Raw genomic sequence first — 14,395 nt, 5'->3', positions numbered from 1 at the left:
TATATTGCGGCTTAGCCCAATTCTGCAAATCCAAACGACAGGAGCTGAAAAATGATTTCAACAGGAGACACTCTGCCCGAAGCCACACTGATCCAGATGGGGGCCGACGGGCCGGAGGAAGTTCGGATTTCAGACAAGACCAAAGGGCGCAAGGTTGTCATCTTCGCTGTGCCCGGCGCCTATACCGGCACATGCACCACCGCACATGTGCCAAGCTTCATTCGCACCAAAAAGCAGTTCGACGACAAGGGCGTGGACGAGATCATGTGCCTGTCGGTCAACGACCCGTTCGTCATGCAGGCTTGGGGTGAATCCACCGGCGCGACCGCGGCCGGACTGACCATGGTTTCAGACGCGGCCTCAGAATTCACCAAAGCCATCGGCATGGATTTCGACGCCCCGCCCGTTGGCCTGTTCGCACGCTCGAAACGGTATGCGATGCTGGTCGAGGACGGCAAGATCACGGCCCTGAACCTGGAAGATAACCCCGGTGCCTGCGGGATCTCGGCGGGCGAAGGTCTGCTGGAGGTGATCTGAATTTGGGCGGCCCCGGTCTGTCCGGGGCCGCGTGAACCCAATTTTACTTGAAGCACTGCCTCAATGCGCGAATACTCGTCGCACAAAATTGGGGAGATTTTTATGAAACTTAAGGTGTTTTCATCCATCCTGACCGGCGCAGCGCTTTTGGCAGCCTGCGGTCCGGCCCCAACCCCGCAACAGCAAGCCGCACGACAGCACGAGATTGCCTGCCTCAGCGGCACACTGGGCGGCGCCTTGATCGGCGGTGCAATCGGCAACCAGTTCGGCGGCGGATCGGGCAAGACGATCCTGACCGCAGCCGGTGCTGCCGCCGGTGGCATTGAAGGCCAAAGATTTGCATGCTGAGGAGATTGGACATGAAACGGGCGATTTTTGTATTCACAGCTGCATTCCTGGCCTCGGCCACCAATGCCGAAACCGTGGCCGAGCTGCATGAAAAAGAATTGAATGCCATCGACGCAAACAATGACGGGTTCCTGTCCAAAGACGAGTTCGACGCTTTTTCGGACTATGCGTTTCAGGCCATGGACGAAGACAAGAACGGCACACTGGGTCAGGCCGAGGCCAAGCCGTTTCTGGACATAAAGCAGTTCCAGAATGTTGACCGCAACAAGGACAGCTTTATCTCAAGATCGGAATATGATGCACAGATGAATGAAGATTTCGGCGCGGCAGACCAGAACGGCAATGGTCAACTGGACTAAGCCCGCTTGAAGGAGCTTGCTATGAAGAAATGGATCGGAATGGGTGCTTTGGCACTGGCCGCGGCCTGTGACGTTCCGCAAGCTCCCGTGGTGACGGGGCCGGACGGACAGGTCCGCATCCAGATCAATTCGTCTGGCCTGACCTGCTATGAAAACCGGTGTCTGGATATCAACCCAGCGGCGCGCAGCGTGCGCCAGATCGGGAACAAGACCACTGGCATTCCACGGTCCATCGATGTCAGCGATGGCACCGTCACACCTGCGGAATTCAAGCAGATGGGCACGGCTGCGTCGCTTGCCGGTGGCCAGGGGTCAGGCAACGACCGCTAGCACAGGCTGTCCATCTTTCGGGCCAGCTTGGCGTCCAGTGACGACAGGCCACCTACGTCATGGGTGGACAGAACCACCTCAACCGTGCGGTAGACGTTGGACCATTCTGGATGATGGTTCCATTTCTCGGCCCAGATCGCCACTTGCGTCATCCAGCCAAATGCGTGCACGAAGTTGTCGAAAATGAAGGTCTTGGTGATCGCGTCGCGGCCTTCGACCATGGTCCAGCCGTTTTTGAACAGCGGATCCAGCAGCGGGCCACGGGTCTCGGCGGACAAAAGTTCAGTCATTGCTGTTCCTCCGGGTTCGATTTCCTGAACGGGCCGTAATCCGTCAGAATCTCGATCTCTTCTCCCACTGCGCGGCCTTCGGCGTCCAGATATTTTTTGACGGCATCGGCAAAACCCGGATCGCCGACCCAGTGCAAGCTATGCGTGCGCGTCGGCAAATAGCCCCGCGCCAGCTTGTGTTCGCCCTGAGCGCCCGCTTCCACCCGGGCCAGACCGTGGGCAATGGCAAAATCTATCGCCCTATAGTAGCACAGTTCGAAATGCAGGCAGGCATGATGTTCAATGCAGCCCCAATACCGCCCAAAAAGCGTTTCGCGGCCTATGAAGTTCAGCGCACCCGCAATGGCATGACCATCCCGTTCAGCCAAAACCAGGGCCATGTCATTCGCCATCGTCTCTTGTGCGATGTCAAAAAACCGGCGCGTCAGATAGGGTGAGCCCCATTTTCGCGCCCCGGTGTCCTGATAGAACCGCCAAAACGCATCCCAGTGTTCCGGGCGCAGGTCATCGCCCGTCAATGTGCGGATTTCACCGCCAAAGCCATTGGCCTGCGCCCTTTCCTTGCGGATGTTCTTGCGCTTGCGTGAGGACAAGGCCGCAAGGAAGTCATCGAATTCGGCGTAGCCATCATTCAGCCAGTGAAACTGTTGCGAGCTGCGAAGCATTAGCCCCATCTGCTCACCCGCCAATGCCTCGGCTTCTGTACAGAAGGTCACGTGAACCGAAGAAACCTGATTGTCGGCCGCCAGTTGAACGGCACCCTGCACCAAAGCCGACATTCCGATCCTGTCATAGCCCGGGCGCACCAGAAACCGCCGCCCGGTGGCGGGTGTGAACGGCACCGCAATTTGCAGCTTGGGATAATACCGCCCGCCTGCGCTTTCATAGGCATGGGCCCAGCTGTGGTCAAAGATGTATTCGCCCTGGCTGTGCGATTTGGCATACATAGGGGCCGCTGCGATCAGGATCCCGTCAAGAAAGGCGGTCAGGTATTGCGGTTGCCAACCCGTACCGCGCCCGACCGAGCCGCTTTCCTCAAGCGCCAGCAAAAAGCGATGCGTGGTGAAGGGATCAAGGGGCCGTCCACCATCGGCGGTCTCGGGGCAGGCGCAGGCATCCCACTCGGCCGCTGAAATCCGCGACAGAGACCCAATGACCTGAACTTCGATTTGGGCCTGATCCATGTTTCCTCCGCACCAGCCCTTTATCTGTGACCGAAGCGGCAGGGTTCAAGCTGAATGCGCAGCCAGATACCCTTCGAAGGTCACATTGTCGGCAACCATGCGGGCCTCTGCCTCTTGTTCGGGCGTTCGGACGGTCCAGCACAGGATCGGCACGCCTTGCGCCTTCAGTTCGGCCACACGCGGGCGGGAAAGATCTTCCGCCTCGTGGCTGATGAAACCGGCCCCGACACGTTCAAAATCAGGAATGTCGCGCAGGGTGTCGCAGACGTCCTGCGGCAGAAGCTCGACACTGGGCTCATAGGCGCAAGTCGTGATGCCGCGCGGCAGATGCGGGGCCAGTCGCGCCAGTTCCGCAACCGAGTTTGGATTGAAGGACATCAGGGCCACCGGGCCGTCATAGCCCTGCAATGCGCGCACGGTGTCGTGCTCGAGGGCACCGATATTCATACCCATAACGCCGTCCTGATCCTTCAGCTCGATCAGAAGCGGCACCCGGCCTGCGACCATATCCAGCACCTCATCAAGCGTTGGAATGCCGTCATCACCATACAGAAGGGTCAATTCGGACGCCGCCGCCGCCGACACCTGCCGGATCGGCCCGGGCTGGCCGGTCAGACGCCCCATGTCGTAATCATGGAATACGACGGCACGATCATCAGATGTCAGCTGAAGGTCGATCTCGATCCCGTATCCGGCATCAATGGCGGCACGAATGGCCGCCCGGCTGTTTTCCGGGCGGTTGTTCGAGACGTCATGCAGCGCCCGATGAGCAATCGGGGCCTGCAAAAACGCAGCTGGCAGGGGCGGTATCATTCGATCTCGAAAATGCCTTCTATCTCGACCGCCACGCCCAAAGGCAGCGACGCAGCACTTACGGCAGAGCGCGAGTGGCGACCGGCGTCGCCCAGCGCTTCGACCAGAAAGTCGGATGCGCCGTTGATCACTTGCGGCTGCGCAGTGAAATCTGCGGTCGAGTTCACGAAACCGGTCAGCTTAATGACACGCACCAGTTTGTCGATATCTCCGCCACAGGCCGCCTTGACCTGTGCCAACAGATTGATCGCGCAGACCCGCGCCGCTGCGGCTCCGGCTTCGACATCCATGTCATCGCCCAGCTTGCCGGTGATCAGCTCGTCTGATTTCGATATCTGGCCGGACACGTACACGATATTGCCCACACGTACATACGGCACATAATTTGCCGCTGGCGCGGGTGCGTCGCCCAGCGTGACACCGAGGCTTTCCAATTTTGCAGCGATGCTCATTGAGAGGGTCCTTCCCTGATTGACTCTGCCGGACGCTAACCGGGAAGCACATCCGTGGAAAGACGGAATGCGGCAAATTCCGTCTTGCATGCGATCTGAGCATATCTTTACTTATTATGACTTGCAGATGCTCAATTGCTTTACCCGGACCTGACGAACAGGTTACACGCTAGGTGTTTCATTTGAGACCTGAAACGACTATGTGACAAGAACTTGTGCCTTACCGGCGTGTTAGTATTGGTGAATTGTGATTGTTGGCCCGACAGAACGGATGTCGGGCATTTGGGAGAAGCAAAGATCGTGTCGAGCAGATTTTGCCTGAAACACCTGGTTGTCCTGTCGCTCATGGCCATTCTGTCCGCCTGTGCAACGACACCGCCCGAGGGCGCCGCACGCAGCGACGTGTTTGACCCCTACGAAAACGCGAACCGGGGAATTCACAAGTTCAATCTGGGCGTTGACCGGTTTCTGTTTCGACCTGCGTCGAAAGGGTACGTGAAGATCGTTCCTGATCCCATGGTCACCAGTTTCAGCACATTCGCCGAAAACATCTCGCTGCCCGGACAAGCGGTCGACTACCTGCTTCAGGGCAACCCGAAACAGATGGGCAATGCGCTGCTGCGCTTTGTGATCAACATGACCGTGGGCGGCTTTGGCCTGTCCGCGCCCGCAGATGAGCTGAACCTGCCGCCCGTCGATACTGATTTCGGTGAGACCCTGCACGTCTGGGGGGTCGGTGAAGGGGCTTATGTTGAACTGCCTTTCTATGGCCCGTCGACCCAAAGGGATGCCATCGGGGTCGTGATCAACCTGTTCTCGAATCCGATCAATTTTACCCCGGTCCGGCCCGCCGACAATCTGGGCGTTTATGCCGAAGTCGTTCGCCGCATGGGCGATCGTGGGCGGTTCTCGGATACCGTGGACTCGATTCTGTATGAAAGCGCAGACAGTTATGCGCAGGCCCGCCTGATCTATCTGCAAAACCGCCGCTTCGAACTGGCGAGAGATGACGAAGACGCCTATCTGGATTTGTATTCCGACCCCTATGCCGAAACCGGTACAGACCCTGTCAGGGACCCCTATTTAGACCCATACGAGGACCCCTATGCTGAATAACGAGTTGAACCGCCGTAGCTTTGTCGCAGCTGGTCTGGCCTTGGCGGTCCTGCCCAAATCCGCATTTGCCCAGACCGAGGCATCAGCCAAGGCACTGGTCAACAGTGTGGTCAACGACATCAACAGGGTTATCGCATCGGGCAAGTCAGAGAATGCGATGCTGCGTGATTTCGAGAAGATCTTTGTGCAATATGCCGACGTCCCGATCATGGCGCGTTATGCCCTCGGTGCCGATGCCCGTACGGCCACCCCATCCCAGCTAAGGCAATTCACCAAGGCTTTTCAGGGCTATATCTCCCGCAAATATGGTCGCCGCTTCCGCGAGTTCATTGGCGGTGAGGTCAACGTGCGCAATGCACGCAAGATCAAGGCCGGATATGAAGTGCGCACAATTGTCAAGTTGCGCGGCTCGGCGCCGTTTGATGTGACGTTCCTTGTTTCGGACAAGTCTGGGCGTGAAAAATTCTACAACATGTTCATCGAAGGCGTGAATTTGTTGCTGACCGAACGCACCGAAATCGGCGCGATGCTGGATGCCCGCAAAGGCAACCTGGACCAGTTGATCAAAGACCTGAAAAAGACAGGGTGATCCGTTTCACTTGCGGCCACGCATTGAGTTACGCCTTTAACAACAGTGGGACAGAGGCGTCTGACCACCTGTTTTTTCGGCGCGCCGCGGCTACATGTCGAGCTCACGGCATGTAACTGCGCACCAAAGCGCCTGCAATCAAAGCCCACCCATCGGCGATCACGAAAAACGCCAGCTTGAATGGCAAGGATACGATGGCCGGTGGCACCATCATCATGCCCATCGACATCAATACAGCAGCCACGACAAGATCGATGATCAGAAACGGCAGGAAAATCAGAAACCCGATCTGAAACGCCCGTGCGATTTCCGACAGCATGAAGGACGGCATCAAGACCGACAATGGCGCTTGTGCGGACAACTCCATAGCCTCACCATCGGGGCGCAAAGCCGCCATGGCATAGAACGTGTCCGCATCCAGTCGGGCCGCCATGAAGGCCCGGAACGGCTCCAACGCGCGCTCCAACGCTGGTTCCACTTCCATCGTCTCTTCCATCATCGGTCGTATCCCTGTCGCCCATGCTTCTGAAAACACCGGGTCCATGATGAAATAGGTCAGGAACAACGCCAGGCTGACCAACAGCATATTGGGCGGCGATTGTTGCAGGCCGATCCCTTGCCGCAGGATCGACAGAACGGTGATCAGGAAGGGAAAGCAGGTGATCATGATCGCCAGCCCCGGAGCGATGCTCAGCACTGTGATCAGCAGAATCAGCTGGATTGTCCGGGCGGAAATCGACCCGCCCTCGCCCAAGGACAAGGTCAAATCCTGGGCGGCGGCCAGTGAGGGCGTCAACACGGCCACCAAAGCCAGGCAGATTGCATAGCGCATCAACCGATTCCGTTGTGCAAATCCGCAATCTCGGTCAAGCGCACTGCAAGTTGCCCTGCCTGATCGCCTTCCATTTCTTCCAACAGCCCGCGCGCCACCAACTGATCCGCAACATAGAGGTCAACCGGATCTTCGATCCGTTTGTCCAGGGTCAGCACGGCATTCTCTCCCATGTTCAACAGGTCCTTGATCAATGGGCGCGCACGACCAACGGAAACGGTCACTTCAATCGGGACCGAGTCGAAGGGGTTGGGTTTTTCAGATTTCGGGATCTGGGTGTCATTCATTGGACAAAGCCTCTCTTGTCTCAAAGACATAAGCGTCAAAGGTCTGTTCGATGGCGGCGAGCAAAGCGGTGCAATCAACCTCACGCCGGCTCGTGCCGACCTGAAGGCGGGCCTGACCCGGCTCCAGGTCCGAGTGTTCGATCACCTGAGGAGTGGAATGCAGATCTTGCGGCAACAGCGTTGCGACACTCTCGGCACATCCCGGCGGAACCAAAATCTGCATCGGCTGCTCTATCCGCGAACGCGCCATTTCACAGAGTTGCTCCACAATGCGGGCTGCCAGGCCGCGCTCGGCCATCTCAGGCAGTACGGTCTGAACCAGGCTGGTGAACATGGGCTCCAACGACAGGGTCATGCGGGCGATGGCTTCGTGATAGGTGAAAGACATATCCTCAAGCGACCTTGCCAATTCAGCCGAAATCTGGCTGCGGCTCTGCTCCTGCGCCCTCGAGGCATCTTCCCAACCGGCCCCATACCCGTCTTCGAAGGCAGCGAGCCGTTGTTCTTCCAGCGTGTCCTCATTCAAGATCAGAACAGGCCCCGTACCGGTCTGGGTGGTGAAATCCTCAAGAAGATGGGCAATCGACATCACACCCGCTCCTCACCTTCTTCAAGCCAACTGCGCAGGATCTCGACAGTTTCTTCCTGCTTGTCACCGATCATGGCGCGCAGCCGGTCGACAGGATCTTCAGTGGCGTTCGAGCCGAGAGCCGGAACACCACGCTCTGCCGGCAGGGTCGAGAGCTCTGCCGGTTCCTCCGGAGCGATTTCACCTGTCAGCGCCAGGGTATCCGAATCCGCCCCTCCTGCCGCCGCCAGCAGCGCCGGTGTCGGTGTTGCATTCGTCAGGATCGGGCGGATCACGAACAGGGCCAGCACGAGCGAAACCAAAGCCAGCACAGCCATCTGTATCAAGGACATGACGTCCAGATGGATGTTCTGCCAGAGCGACGACGATACCAGAGTGCCCTGTGGTTCGACCGACGGCAGATCCATGGATTTCAGAGTGATAACGTCCCCGCGCGCCGAATCGTACCCGACTGCCGACGCCACGAGCTCTTCCAGAGCGGCCAGCTCTTCCCGGGGCAAGGGCGTGAAGACTTCGGCACCGGAGGCGTCCACCGATCTTTTCCCATTGACCAGAACTGCAACCGTCAGACGCTTGATCGCGCCGGGAGCCTTATGAACTTCCAGCTCTGTCTCGGAGACTTCGTAGTTCACCCGCTCACGAGTCTGGGTAGCCGTCGAATTCGATTCGTCGCCACCCGCCGCATCGCCATCCGGCAGGTTTGACGCCACGGTGACATCCGATGACTGGTTTCGGGCGCTGTCCGAACGTTCTTCGACATCCGTGCTGATCGCCACGCGGCCTTTGGGGTCAAAGCGCCGCTCGCGAATGGATTCCGTCTTGGTTTCGGTATCGACACTGACTTCGACCACGGCGTTGCCGGTACCGACACGCGCCTCGACCAGACGCAGAACACGTTCCCGCAACTGGCGCGACTTGTCGTCCGCAGTGTCCGCAGGCGCTGCGGTATCCTGCCCGCCTATCACGGCCCCGTGCGAATCAATCACCGTCACGTTCTCGGGCGTCAGGCCGCTGACGGCCGAGGCAACAAGGAACCGGATGGCCTTGGCCTGATCCCCGGTAATTTCGGTCCCGGATGGCACGAGGTAGACCGAAGCCGTTGGTGCCACGCTGCGCTGAAACGGGTTTGCCGTCCCGTTGGCAATATGGACGCGCGCCTGACTTATATGCGGGCTTCCGACAATCGTCCGCGCCAGTTCACCCTCTTTCGCGCGCCAATAAGCAGCATCGAACATCTGAGAGGTGGTGCCAAACCCGCTTAGCGAATCAAGCAGTTCGTACCCTTTGTTGCCGTTTGCGGGCAGGCCTTCGCTGGCCAGGGTCATTCGCAGCTCGTCGCGCTGCGCGCCGGATACGTAGATCGATCCGCCCCGGATTTCATATGTGACGCCGCGCTGGTCCAGCGCGCGTACTATTTCCCCGGCGGCACCGCTTTCCAGACCCGCATAAAGCAGCGTCATGGACGGAGCCGTCACGAGGCGCGACAAGCCAAGGATTCCCAGAAACACCAGCGCAACCGCACCGGCGACGATGATTTGTTTACGCCTGTCCAAATTAGCCCAGACAGTTCCGATCTGCTGCACGCTCACCTCCGACTCGCCGGCATTCTGCCCGACGCACCCTCTGTTTGGACGATTGCTCTTAACAATCGGTTAGTCCCTGCGCGGTTATGACGGGGTCGGAACGGATGAATGAGGACGTCATGACCGACGCAACCGACGAACTGGCGGAACCCACCGGGAAAAAAGGGAAAAAGGGAATGCTGATCGGGATGCTTCTTGCCATCGCCGGCGCTGCGGGCGGGTATTTCCTGACGTCATCCGGATTGATTCCGCTGGGTGGCAAGGCCGCGGTTGAGGCCGGCAAGGACGAGGCGAAAGAGGAACCTGCCAAAGCGCTGGCAGATGTCGGGTTCATTGATCTGCCGCCGGTTGTTGTATCGGTGAATTCCGGCAATTCGCGACATTTGAAGTTCCACGCTCAGCTCGAAGTTAACGCGCCGTACATAGCTGATGTGAAAAAAATGCAGCCACGAATCATGGATGTCCTGAACGGATACCTGCGAGCTGTTGAATTGAAGGACCTGGAGGATTCGCAGGCATTGACGCGCATCCGAGGTCACCTGCTGCGACGCATTGGAATTGTCGTTGGCGAAGGGCGCGTTCGCGATGTGCTGGTGATGGAATTTGTACTGAATTAGGAGGCGAAATTGGAGCTGATTGCGGATATTTTGCTGGTCGCCGGTGCGTTGGGCGCGGGTCTTTATTGTTTTGTGCTGTCGCGCCGCCTCAGGCGGTTCACCGATCTTGAAAAAGGCGTCGGTGGCGCGGTGGCCGTGTTGTCGACCCAGGCAGAAGAGCTGAAGAAATCCCTGGACAGCGCGCGAAATGCCTCTGATCAATCGGGGGATCAGCTGAAGGCGCTGACGCAAAGGGCTGAGACCGTGGCTCAGCGCCTGGAGCTGATGATGGCATCTCTGCATGATGTCATCCCCGAAGAAGAAGCTGCTGCCCCGGAAAAAGCAAAGCCTGTCCAAGACGAGCCCCAGCCTGAAGAGGAACAGGGCACCAAGCATGAGAAAGCCGCGGAACCGGCCGAAACTGGTGCGCGTGAAGAGCAACCCAAGGCGCCAGAGGGCCTGATGTTCTTCCGCCATGACCGCAAGCAGAACGGGGCGCAGGCATGAGCCTTGCGCGCAACGCCAAACACGATACACGCCCGCGTGGCGGTGTGCTTGCCGTCATCTCATTGCTGATGATCGGCTCGGCAGCCATTCGCGTTGGCTTGGAGGCAGGACCCGCGCTCGCCAAACCGGCGACACCCGAAGCAGTGGAAAACAAGCCTGCCGCGTCCGAAACACGCGATGTTCAGGTTGTACTGGCAGAGCTTTTGCGCCGGGAGGAACGCATCAAACAGCGAGAGGCTGAATTGCGCGATCAGGAAAAAGCACTGGAGATCGCAACTCAGGCCGTCGAAACGCGTCTGACGGCACTGAAGGAAGCAGAAGATGCCCTGCGTGCCACGTTGGCGGTTGCGGACAAGGCGGCAGAGAACGATCTGGCGCGCCTGACAGATGTTTACCAGAACATGAAACCCAAGGACGCAGCCGCGTTGTTTGAAACCATGGACCCGACCTTTGCCGCAGGGTTCCTGTCCCGCATGCCGGCGGACGCAGCGGCTGGCGTGCTGGCGGGCCTGAGCCCCGAAGCGGCCTATACGATCAGCGTTGTCATGGCCGGACGCAACGCCTCGGCCCCACAGGAGTAGTCGCCCGTGTTGCCCGGTAACGCACAGAACTCATCTGGAGATCTCAAATGATTGGAATTGTTGGAATTGTTGTCATCTTCGTAATGGTCTTCGGCGGCTATCTCGCGGCAGGTGGCAAGATGACCATCATCATGAAATCTCTTCCCTTCGAAATGATGATGATCGGCGGCGCCGCCGTCGGAGCCTTTCTGATCAGCAACGACATGGGCGGCGTGAAACATACGATCAAAGACATGGGCAAGGTGTTCAAAGGCCCGAAATGGAAGCCCGAAGACTATCGTGACCTTCTGTGCCTTCTGTTTTCGTTGATCCGCATTGCCCGCGCCAACCCTGTTGAGGTCGAGCAGCATATTGAAGACCCCGAAAACTCCAGCTTGTTTTCCGCATACCCCAAGATCCAATCAGACAAGGAGGCCGTCGACCTGATTTGTGACACCATGCGGTCGGCGGCGATGAATTATGACGATCCGCATCAGGTTGAAGAGGTTCTGGAGAAGCGCATGGAAGCGAATTTTCATCACGCCATGCACTCAAGCCATGCGCTTCAAACAGTGGCAGACGGCCTGCCCGCGCTGGGGATCGTTGCTGCGGTTTTGGGCGTGATCAAGACGATGGGATCAATCGATCAACCGCCCGAAGTGCTGGGGAAGCTGATTGGGGGTGCCCTGGTAGGCACGTTCCTGGGCGTTTTTCTGGCTTATGGTCTGGTCGGCCCCTTCGCAGGCAAACTGAAAGCCGTGGTTGAAGAAGACAACCACTTTTATCAGCTGATCAAGGAAGTATTGGTGGCCAATCTGCACAACCACAATGCCGCCATGTGCATTGAAGTCGGACGCCAGAACACCCCAACCCATAACCGCCCGGGCTTTTCCGAGCTGGAAGACGCATTGAAAGAGCTCAAGCAGGCCGCGGCATGAAGCGCATCGGGTTTCTGATTGCGATTTTGGTCACGGCTGCATCTGCCGTGACCGCACAGGACGTGGTGGTGCGATCCGGTGAGCATGACGGATTCACACGTCTGGTTTTCGACGTGCCACCGGATACCCGCTGGGTGCTGGCGCAACGGAAGAACGGCGCCAGCCTTACCATTGCCCTGGACGACGTGACATTCAAAACCAGCTCGGTTTTTGGGCGGTTGACCACGAACCGCCTGGCCTCATTGTCGCAGGAAAACCCCGGCAGCGCTTTGGAGCTGGAGTTCGGGTGCGACTGCGTGGCGTCGGCGTTTCTGTACAGAAACTCGATGATCGTACTGGACATCGCGCCAGGGGAATTGTTGCCGCCGCTTCTTGAGAATGTACCGCCACCCTTGATCGGAAAAACGGCCAAAGGCAAACCGCCATCGGTTGAGACAGGGTTGCATCTGCCGCTTCTCACCATGATTGAGCAGGGAATAAAAGACCAGCTGTCCACTCGTCTTCTGCAAGGGACCGATCGCAAGCTGCTGGACTTGAAGCTTGCTCCGGTCAGGCCACGCAATACCGCCCCGTCCGGCACAAGCGTTGTGCCGCCCCAATTGCGTTCGAACCTACGTCTGACCACGGTTCTGGACGATTTGCAGAGTGTTTTGAACGCAGAACTGCAACCAATTGACCACAGACCGGCCTGCATCTCGACTGCTGAGCTGAATTTTGCGTCCTGGTCAGGGGACACGCCTTTTCCGGATCAGGTGTCAGCTCTCCGCTCCGGGCTGTACAAAGAGTTTGACAAACTTGACGGCGAAAAGGCCATGAACCTGGCCAGGCTCTACGCCTCTTTCGGCTTCGGAGCCGAAGCGTTGAATGTCTTGAGGCTGTTGGAGACGCCGCCAGAGGGCTTCGAACCCGTTGCGGCAATTGCCCGAGTTGTAGATAACTGGCCGCCGCTGCCCAGGAATCCATTCAACGACCTGCAACGATGTGACAGCGATGCCGCGCTTTGGGCTGTGTTGTCCGAAGGGGAACTGGCACCTGACGCAAACGTGGAAGCAATCGAAAACGCGTATTCAAGACTGCCAGATCATCTTCGCCGCCAGCTGGGGCCGCGGTTATCAAAATTACTGGTGAGCGCACAACAACTGGAGGCTGCCCGCAGAATCCTTCGTTCGGTTGACCGGATTGAACCGGAAACGATATCCAGTGTCGCTCAGGCCAAAGCCAGCGTTGCCAAGGCGGAAGGGGACAGTGACCGTGAAGAAGAGTTGTTGACCGAGGTTATAACCTCTACCGACGCCGCCGCTGAATCTCCGCTGGCTTTGGCGCGCCTGGTGGAAAAACGTTGGTCTGAACGCAAAGCTGTTTCTTCTCAGGAGCTTGATCTGGCGGCATCTTATGCGGTCGAGTTCAGACGATCGGAGCTGGGCGCGATGATGAACCGCACCTATGCGATCGCTCTGAGCCTGAGCCAGGAATTCGACCGCGCATTTGACGTGATCGAAGCGCAGCCACCCGGACCCGATAGTGACGGCGCGATCAATCGGCATCTGCAATTGCTTGCCGAGAGATCGGACGACGCAACCTTTCTACGCCAGACGATGGAGGTAATGCAGCCAGACATGACGGCAGTGCTGACAACCGATACTGTAATTGCATTGGCAAGCCGTCTTGCTGATCTGGGCTTTGCTCAGCAGACATTCGCGCTGGCGAACAGACCGGAAGATCAGTCTCGACGCTCGGATCGGGCTCGGTTGCGGGCTCGGGCCGCTTTGCTGTCGGGGCGCCCTCATCAAGCCCTGCTGGAGCTGGCTGATAACAATTCCGCAGAGGCGATCGCCTTGCGCGCGCAGGCGATGGTTTCAACAGAAGATTTTGCAGCCGCCGGCGATATGCTCCGAGATCTCGAACAAAACGAAGCGGCAAACCGGTACTTCTGGCTGGCCGGAGTATCGGAAGAAAGGTTGGAACCTGCGGGCGGGAAATACGCGGCATTGAATCAAATGACCCAAGCCTTGTCTGACCTGCCGGAGCGGTTGGCGGAAAAGCCGCTGGCGGATGCGGAAAACCTGTTGAAGGACAGCCAGTCGGCCCGCCAGCGGATCGATGAGATGTTGAACGCAGTTGGGGTAAAATGACGTATATCGCGACTGTTCCGGCCGCACCCGGCAAAGTGAACGCCGATCCCGGTATTCCCTGCGATGCGTTTCAACCGCTGGCAAACCGGCGACGTTGCTTCAAAGCGGGTCCAATCCTAACGCCCGATCAGGCGGGGATGGAAAAAAAGCTCCAACTTCTTTCAAGGATGTTGTGTTCCAGACATGACACAGAAAAACAGGCCGCCGAATTTCAGGCCACGTTCCTCAACCAAAAAGGTCACGACGGCTGACCGCCCGTAAAGCAACCGGTGCCGTGGAATTTGCGGCAGATGCGTGAAAACGAGACGCCACATCCGAAATACGGCGGTCAAAGTTCCGCGCCTTCAATGAGT

Annotated in this window: 19 protein-coding genes; 11 read left to right on the top strand and 8 right to left on the bottom strand. The window is 58.1% G+C overall.

Annotated features, from left to right (window positions below; all coding sequences use genetic code 11):
• Positions 1–51 precede the first annotated feature (51 nt).
• From ACR0E2_RS12845 to ACR0E2_RS12830, 4 genes are all read left to right on the top strand, one after another.
• Complete coding sequence (locus ACR0E2_RS12845) at positions 52–537, top strand: peroxiredoxin (RefSeq protein ID WP_224858240.1); 486 nt, start codon at positions 52–54, stop codon at positions 535–537.
• Positions 538–639: 102 nt separating this feature from the next.
• Positions 640–885, top strand: coding sequence for a glycine zipper 2TM domain-containing protein (locus tag ACR0E2_RS12840; protein ID WP_152459414.1), 246 nt, complete (start codon positions 640–642; stop codon positions 883–885).
• Between the two features lie 11 nt (positions 886–896).
• Positions 897–1,244 (top strand): EF-hand domain-containing protein, encoded by a 348-nt coding sequence (locus ACR0E2_RS12835; RefSeq protein ID WP_170346724.1) that lies wholly within the window; start codon positions 897–899, stop codon positions 1,242–1,244.
• A 21-nt stretch (positions 1,245–1,265) separates the two neighbouring features.
• Complete coding sequence (locus ACR0E2_RS12830; protein WP_171117123.1) at positions 1,266–1,574, top strand: hypothetical protein; 309 nt, start codon at positions 1,266–1,268, stop codon at positions 1,572–1,574.
• Here the strand turns inward: ACR0E2_RS12830 and ACR0E2_RS12825 are convergent.
• The 4 genes from ACR0E2_RS12825 to ACR0E2_RS12810 are packed head-to-tail and all read right to left on the bottom strand — an operon-like array spanning position 1,571 to position 4,313.
• A complete protein-coding gene (locus ACR0E2_RS12825; protein ID WP_152459417.1) occupies positions 1,571–1,864 on the bottom strand; it encodes a 4a-hydroxytetrahydrobiopterin dehydratase in 294 nt (97 codons plus the stop codon). The two genes, ACR0E2_RS12830 and ACR0E2_RS12825, sit on opposite strands and share 4 nt — an antisense overlap.
• Positions 1,861–3,048 (bottom strand): GNAT family N-acetyltransferase, encoded by a 1,188-nt coding sequence (locus ACR0E2_RS12820; RefSeq protein WP_480446669.1) that lies wholly within the window; start codon positions 3,046–3,048, stop codon positions 1,861–1,863. The genes ACR0E2_RS12825 and ACR0E2_RS12820 overlap by 4 nt, the downstream gene beginning before the upstream one ends.
• A gap of 45 nt (positions 3,049–3,093) precedes the next feature.
• Entirely contained in the window at positions 3,094–3,861 is a 768-nt protein-coding gene (locus ACR0E2_RS12815) for a glycerophosphodiester phosphodiesterase family protein (RefSeq protein ID WP_480446668.1), read from the bottom strand.
• The gene (locus ACR0E2_RS12810) at positions 3,858–4,313 is read right to left on the bottom strand and encodes a RidA family protein (protein ID WP_152459420.1); all 456 of its coding nucleotides are present in this window, start codon (positions 4,311–4,313) and stop codon (positions 3,858–3,860) included. Before ACR0E2_RS12810 ends, ACR0E2_RS12815 begins: the two co-directional genes overlap by 4 nt.
• Before the next feature lie 345 nt (positions 4,314–4,658).
• Here ACR0E2_RS12810 and ACR0E2_RS12805 point away from each other — a divergent pair, with 345 nt between their 5' ends.
• Together ACR0E2_RS12805 and ACR0E2_RS12800 are read left to right on the top strand one after the other, a co-directional pair.
• Entirely contained in the window at positions 4,659–5,429 is a 771-nt protein-coding gene (locus tag ACR0E2_RS12805) for an MlaA family lipoprotein (protein WP_171230055.1), read from the top strand.
• Positions 5,419–6,018, top strand: coding sequence for an MlaC/ttg2D family ABC transporter substrate-binding protein (locus tag ACR0E2_RS12800; protein WP_480446667.1), 600 nt, complete (start codon positions 5,419–5,421; stop codon positions 6,016–6,018). The genes ACR0E2_RS12805 and ACR0E2_RS12800 overlap by 11 nt, the downstream gene beginning before the upstream one ends.
• A 103-nt stretch (positions 6,019–6,121) precedes the next feature.
• Here the strand turns inward: ACR0E2_RS12800 and fliP are convergent, their stop codons facing one another.
• The 4 genes from fliP to fliF are packed head-to-tail and all read right to left on the bottom strand — an operon-like array spanning position 6,122 to position 9,309.
• Complete coding sequence (gene fliP / locus ACR0E2_RS12795) at positions 6,122–6,850, bottom strand: flagellar type III secretion system pore protein FliP (protein ID WP_480446666.1); 729 nt, start codon at positions 6,848–6,850, stop codon at positions 6,122–6,124.
• A complete protein-coding gene (locus tag ACR0E2_RS12790) occupies positions 6,850–7,137 on the bottom strand; it encodes a FliM/FliN family flagellar motor switch protein (protein ID WP_480446665.1) in 288 nt (95 codons plus the stop codon). The genes fliP and ACR0E2_RS12790 overlap by 1 nt, the downstream gene beginning before the upstream one ends.
• On the bottom strand, positions 7,130–7,726 hold the full coding sequence (locus ACR0E2_RS12785) for a FliH/SctL family protein (protein ID WP_480446664.1): 597 nt from the start codon (positions 7,724–7,726) through the stop codon (positions 7,130–7,132). The genes ACR0E2_RS12790 and ACR0E2_RS12785 overlap by 8 nt, the downstream gene beginning before the upstream one ends.
• Positions 7,726–9,309 carry a flagellar basal-body MS-ring/collar protein FliF gene (gene fliF, locus ACR0E2_RS12780; RefSeq protein ID WP_480446663.1) on the bottom strand — a complete coding sequence of 528 codons (1,584 nt, stop codon included), beginning with the start codon at positions 9,307–9,309 and terminating at the stop codon, positions 7,726–7,728. Before fliF ends, ACR0E2_RS12785 begins: the two co-directional genes overlap by 1 nt.
• A 119-nt stretch (positions 9,310–9,428) precedes the next feature.
• On the opposite strand from fliF, the gene ACR0E2_RS12775 reads away from it, so the two are divergent.
• The 5 genes from ACR0E2_RS12775 to ACR0E2_RS12755 are packed head-to-tail and all read left to right on the top strand — an operon-like array spanning position 9,429 to position 14,042.
• Positions 9,429–9,926, top strand: a complete 498-nt coding sequence (locus tag ACR0E2_RS12775) for a flagellar basal body-associated FliL family protein (RefSeq protein ID WP_480446662.1) — start codon at positions 9,429–9,431, stop codon at positions 9,924–9,926.
• A 9-nt stretch (positions 9,927–9,935) separates the two neighbouring features.
• Positions 9,936–10,412 (top strand): hypothetical protein, encoded by a 477-nt coding sequence (locus ACR0E2_RS12770; protein WP_480446661.1) that lies wholly within the window; start codon positions 9,936–9,938, stop codon positions 10,410–10,412.
• Positions 10,409–10,993 (top strand): MotE family protein, encoded by a 585-nt coding sequence (locus ACR0E2_RS12765; RefSeq protein ID WP_480446660.1) that lies wholly within the window; start codon positions 10,409–10,411, stop codon positions 10,991–10,993. The genes ACR0E2_RS12770 and ACR0E2_RS12765 overlap by 4 nt, the downstream gene beginning before the upstream one ends.
• 47 nt (positions 10,994–11,040) lie before the next feature.
• Positions 11,041–11,910, top strand: a complete 870-nt coding sequence (gene motA, locus ACR0E2_RS12760; protein WP_171637362.1) for a flagellar motor stator protein MotA — start codon at positions 11,041–11,043, stop codon at positions 11,908–11,910.
• On the top strand, positions 11,907–14,042 hold the full coding sequence (locus ACR0E2_RS12755) for a hypothetical protein (RefSeq protein WP_480446659.1): 2,136 nt from the start codon (positions 11,907–11,909) through the stop codon (positions 14,040–14,042). Before motA ends, ACR0E2_RS12755 begins: the two co-directional genes overlap by 4 nt.
• Positions 14,043–14,395: the final 353 nt, after the last annotated feature.

The sequence above is a fragment of the Ruegeria sp. A4 genome (genome assembly GCF_056543025.1).
This window is presented reverse-complemented; position numbering and strand designations above follow the sequence as displayed.

Bases quoted from the DNA above. Each gene is read 5' to 3' on its own strand.
- ACR0E2_RS12845 (WP_224858240.1), top strand. From the start codon at position 52: ATGATTTCAACAGGAGACACTCTGCCCGAAGCCACACTGATCCAGATG.
- ACR0E2_RS12840 (WP_152459414.1), top strand. From the start codon at position 640: ATGAAACTTAAGGTGTTTTCATCCATCCTGACCGGCGCAGCGCTTTTG.
- ACR0E2_RS12835 (WP_170346724.1), top strand. From the start codon at position 897: ATGAAACGGGCGATTTTTGTATTCACAGCTGCATTCCTGGCCTCGGCC.
- ACR0E2_RS12830 (WP_171117123.1), top strand. From the start codon at position 1,266: ATGAAGAAATGGATCGGAATGGGTGCTTTGGCACTGGCCGCGGCCTGT.
- ACR0E2_RS12825 (WP_152459417.1), bottom strand. From the start codon at position 1,864: ATGACTGAACTTTTGTCCGCCGAGACCCGTGGCCCGCTGCTGGATCCG.
- ACR0E2_RS12820 (WP_480446669.1), bottom strand. From the start codon at position 3,048: ATGGATCAGGCCCAAATCGAAGTTCAGGTCATTGGGTCTCTGTCGCGG.
- ACR0E2_RS12815 (WP_480446668.1), bottom strand. From the start codon at position 3,861: ATGATACCGCCCCTGCCAGCTGCGTTTTTGCAGGCCCCGATTGCTCAT.
- ACR0E2_RS12810 (WP_152459420.1), bottom strand. From the start codon at position 4,313: ATGAGCATCGCTGCAAAATTGGAAAGCCTCGGTGTCACGCTGGGCGAC.
- ACR0E2_RS12805 (WP_171230055.1), top strand. From the start codon at position 4,659: ATGGCCATTCTGTCCGCCTGTGCAACGACACCGCCCGAGGGCGCCGCA.
- ACR0E2_RS12800 (WP_480446667.1), top strand. From the start codon at position 5,419: ATGCTGAATAACGAGTTGAACCGCCGTAGCTTTGTCGCAGCTGGTCTG.
- fliP (WP_480446666.1), bottom strand. From the start codon at position 6,850: ATGCGCTATGCAATCTGCCTGGCTTTGGTGGCCGTGTTGACGCCCTCA.
- ACR0E2_RS12790 (WP_480446665.1), bottom strand. From the start codon at position 7,137: ATGAATGACACCCAGATCCCGAAATCTGAAAAACCCAACCCCTTCGAC.
- ACR0E2_RS12785 (WP_480446664.1), bottom strand. From the start codon at position 7,726: ATGTCGATTGCCCATCTTCTTGAGGATTTCACCACCCAGACCGGTACG.
- ACR0E2_RS12775 (WP_480446662.1), top strand. From the start codon at position 9,429: ATGACCGACGCAACCGACGAACTGGCGGAACCCACCGGGAAAAAAGGG.
- ACR0E2_RS12765 (WP_480446660.1), top strand. From the start codon at position 10,409: ATGAGCCTTGCGCGCAACGCCAAACACGATACACGCCCGCGTGGCGGT.
- motA (WP_171637362.1), top strand. From the start codon at position 11,041: ATGATTGGAATTGTTGGAATTGTTGTCATCTTCGTAATGGTCTTCGGC.
- ACR0E2_RS12755 (WP_480446659.1), top strand. From the start codon at position 11,907: ATGAAGCGCATCGGGTTTCTGATTGCGATTTTGGTCACGGCTGCATCT.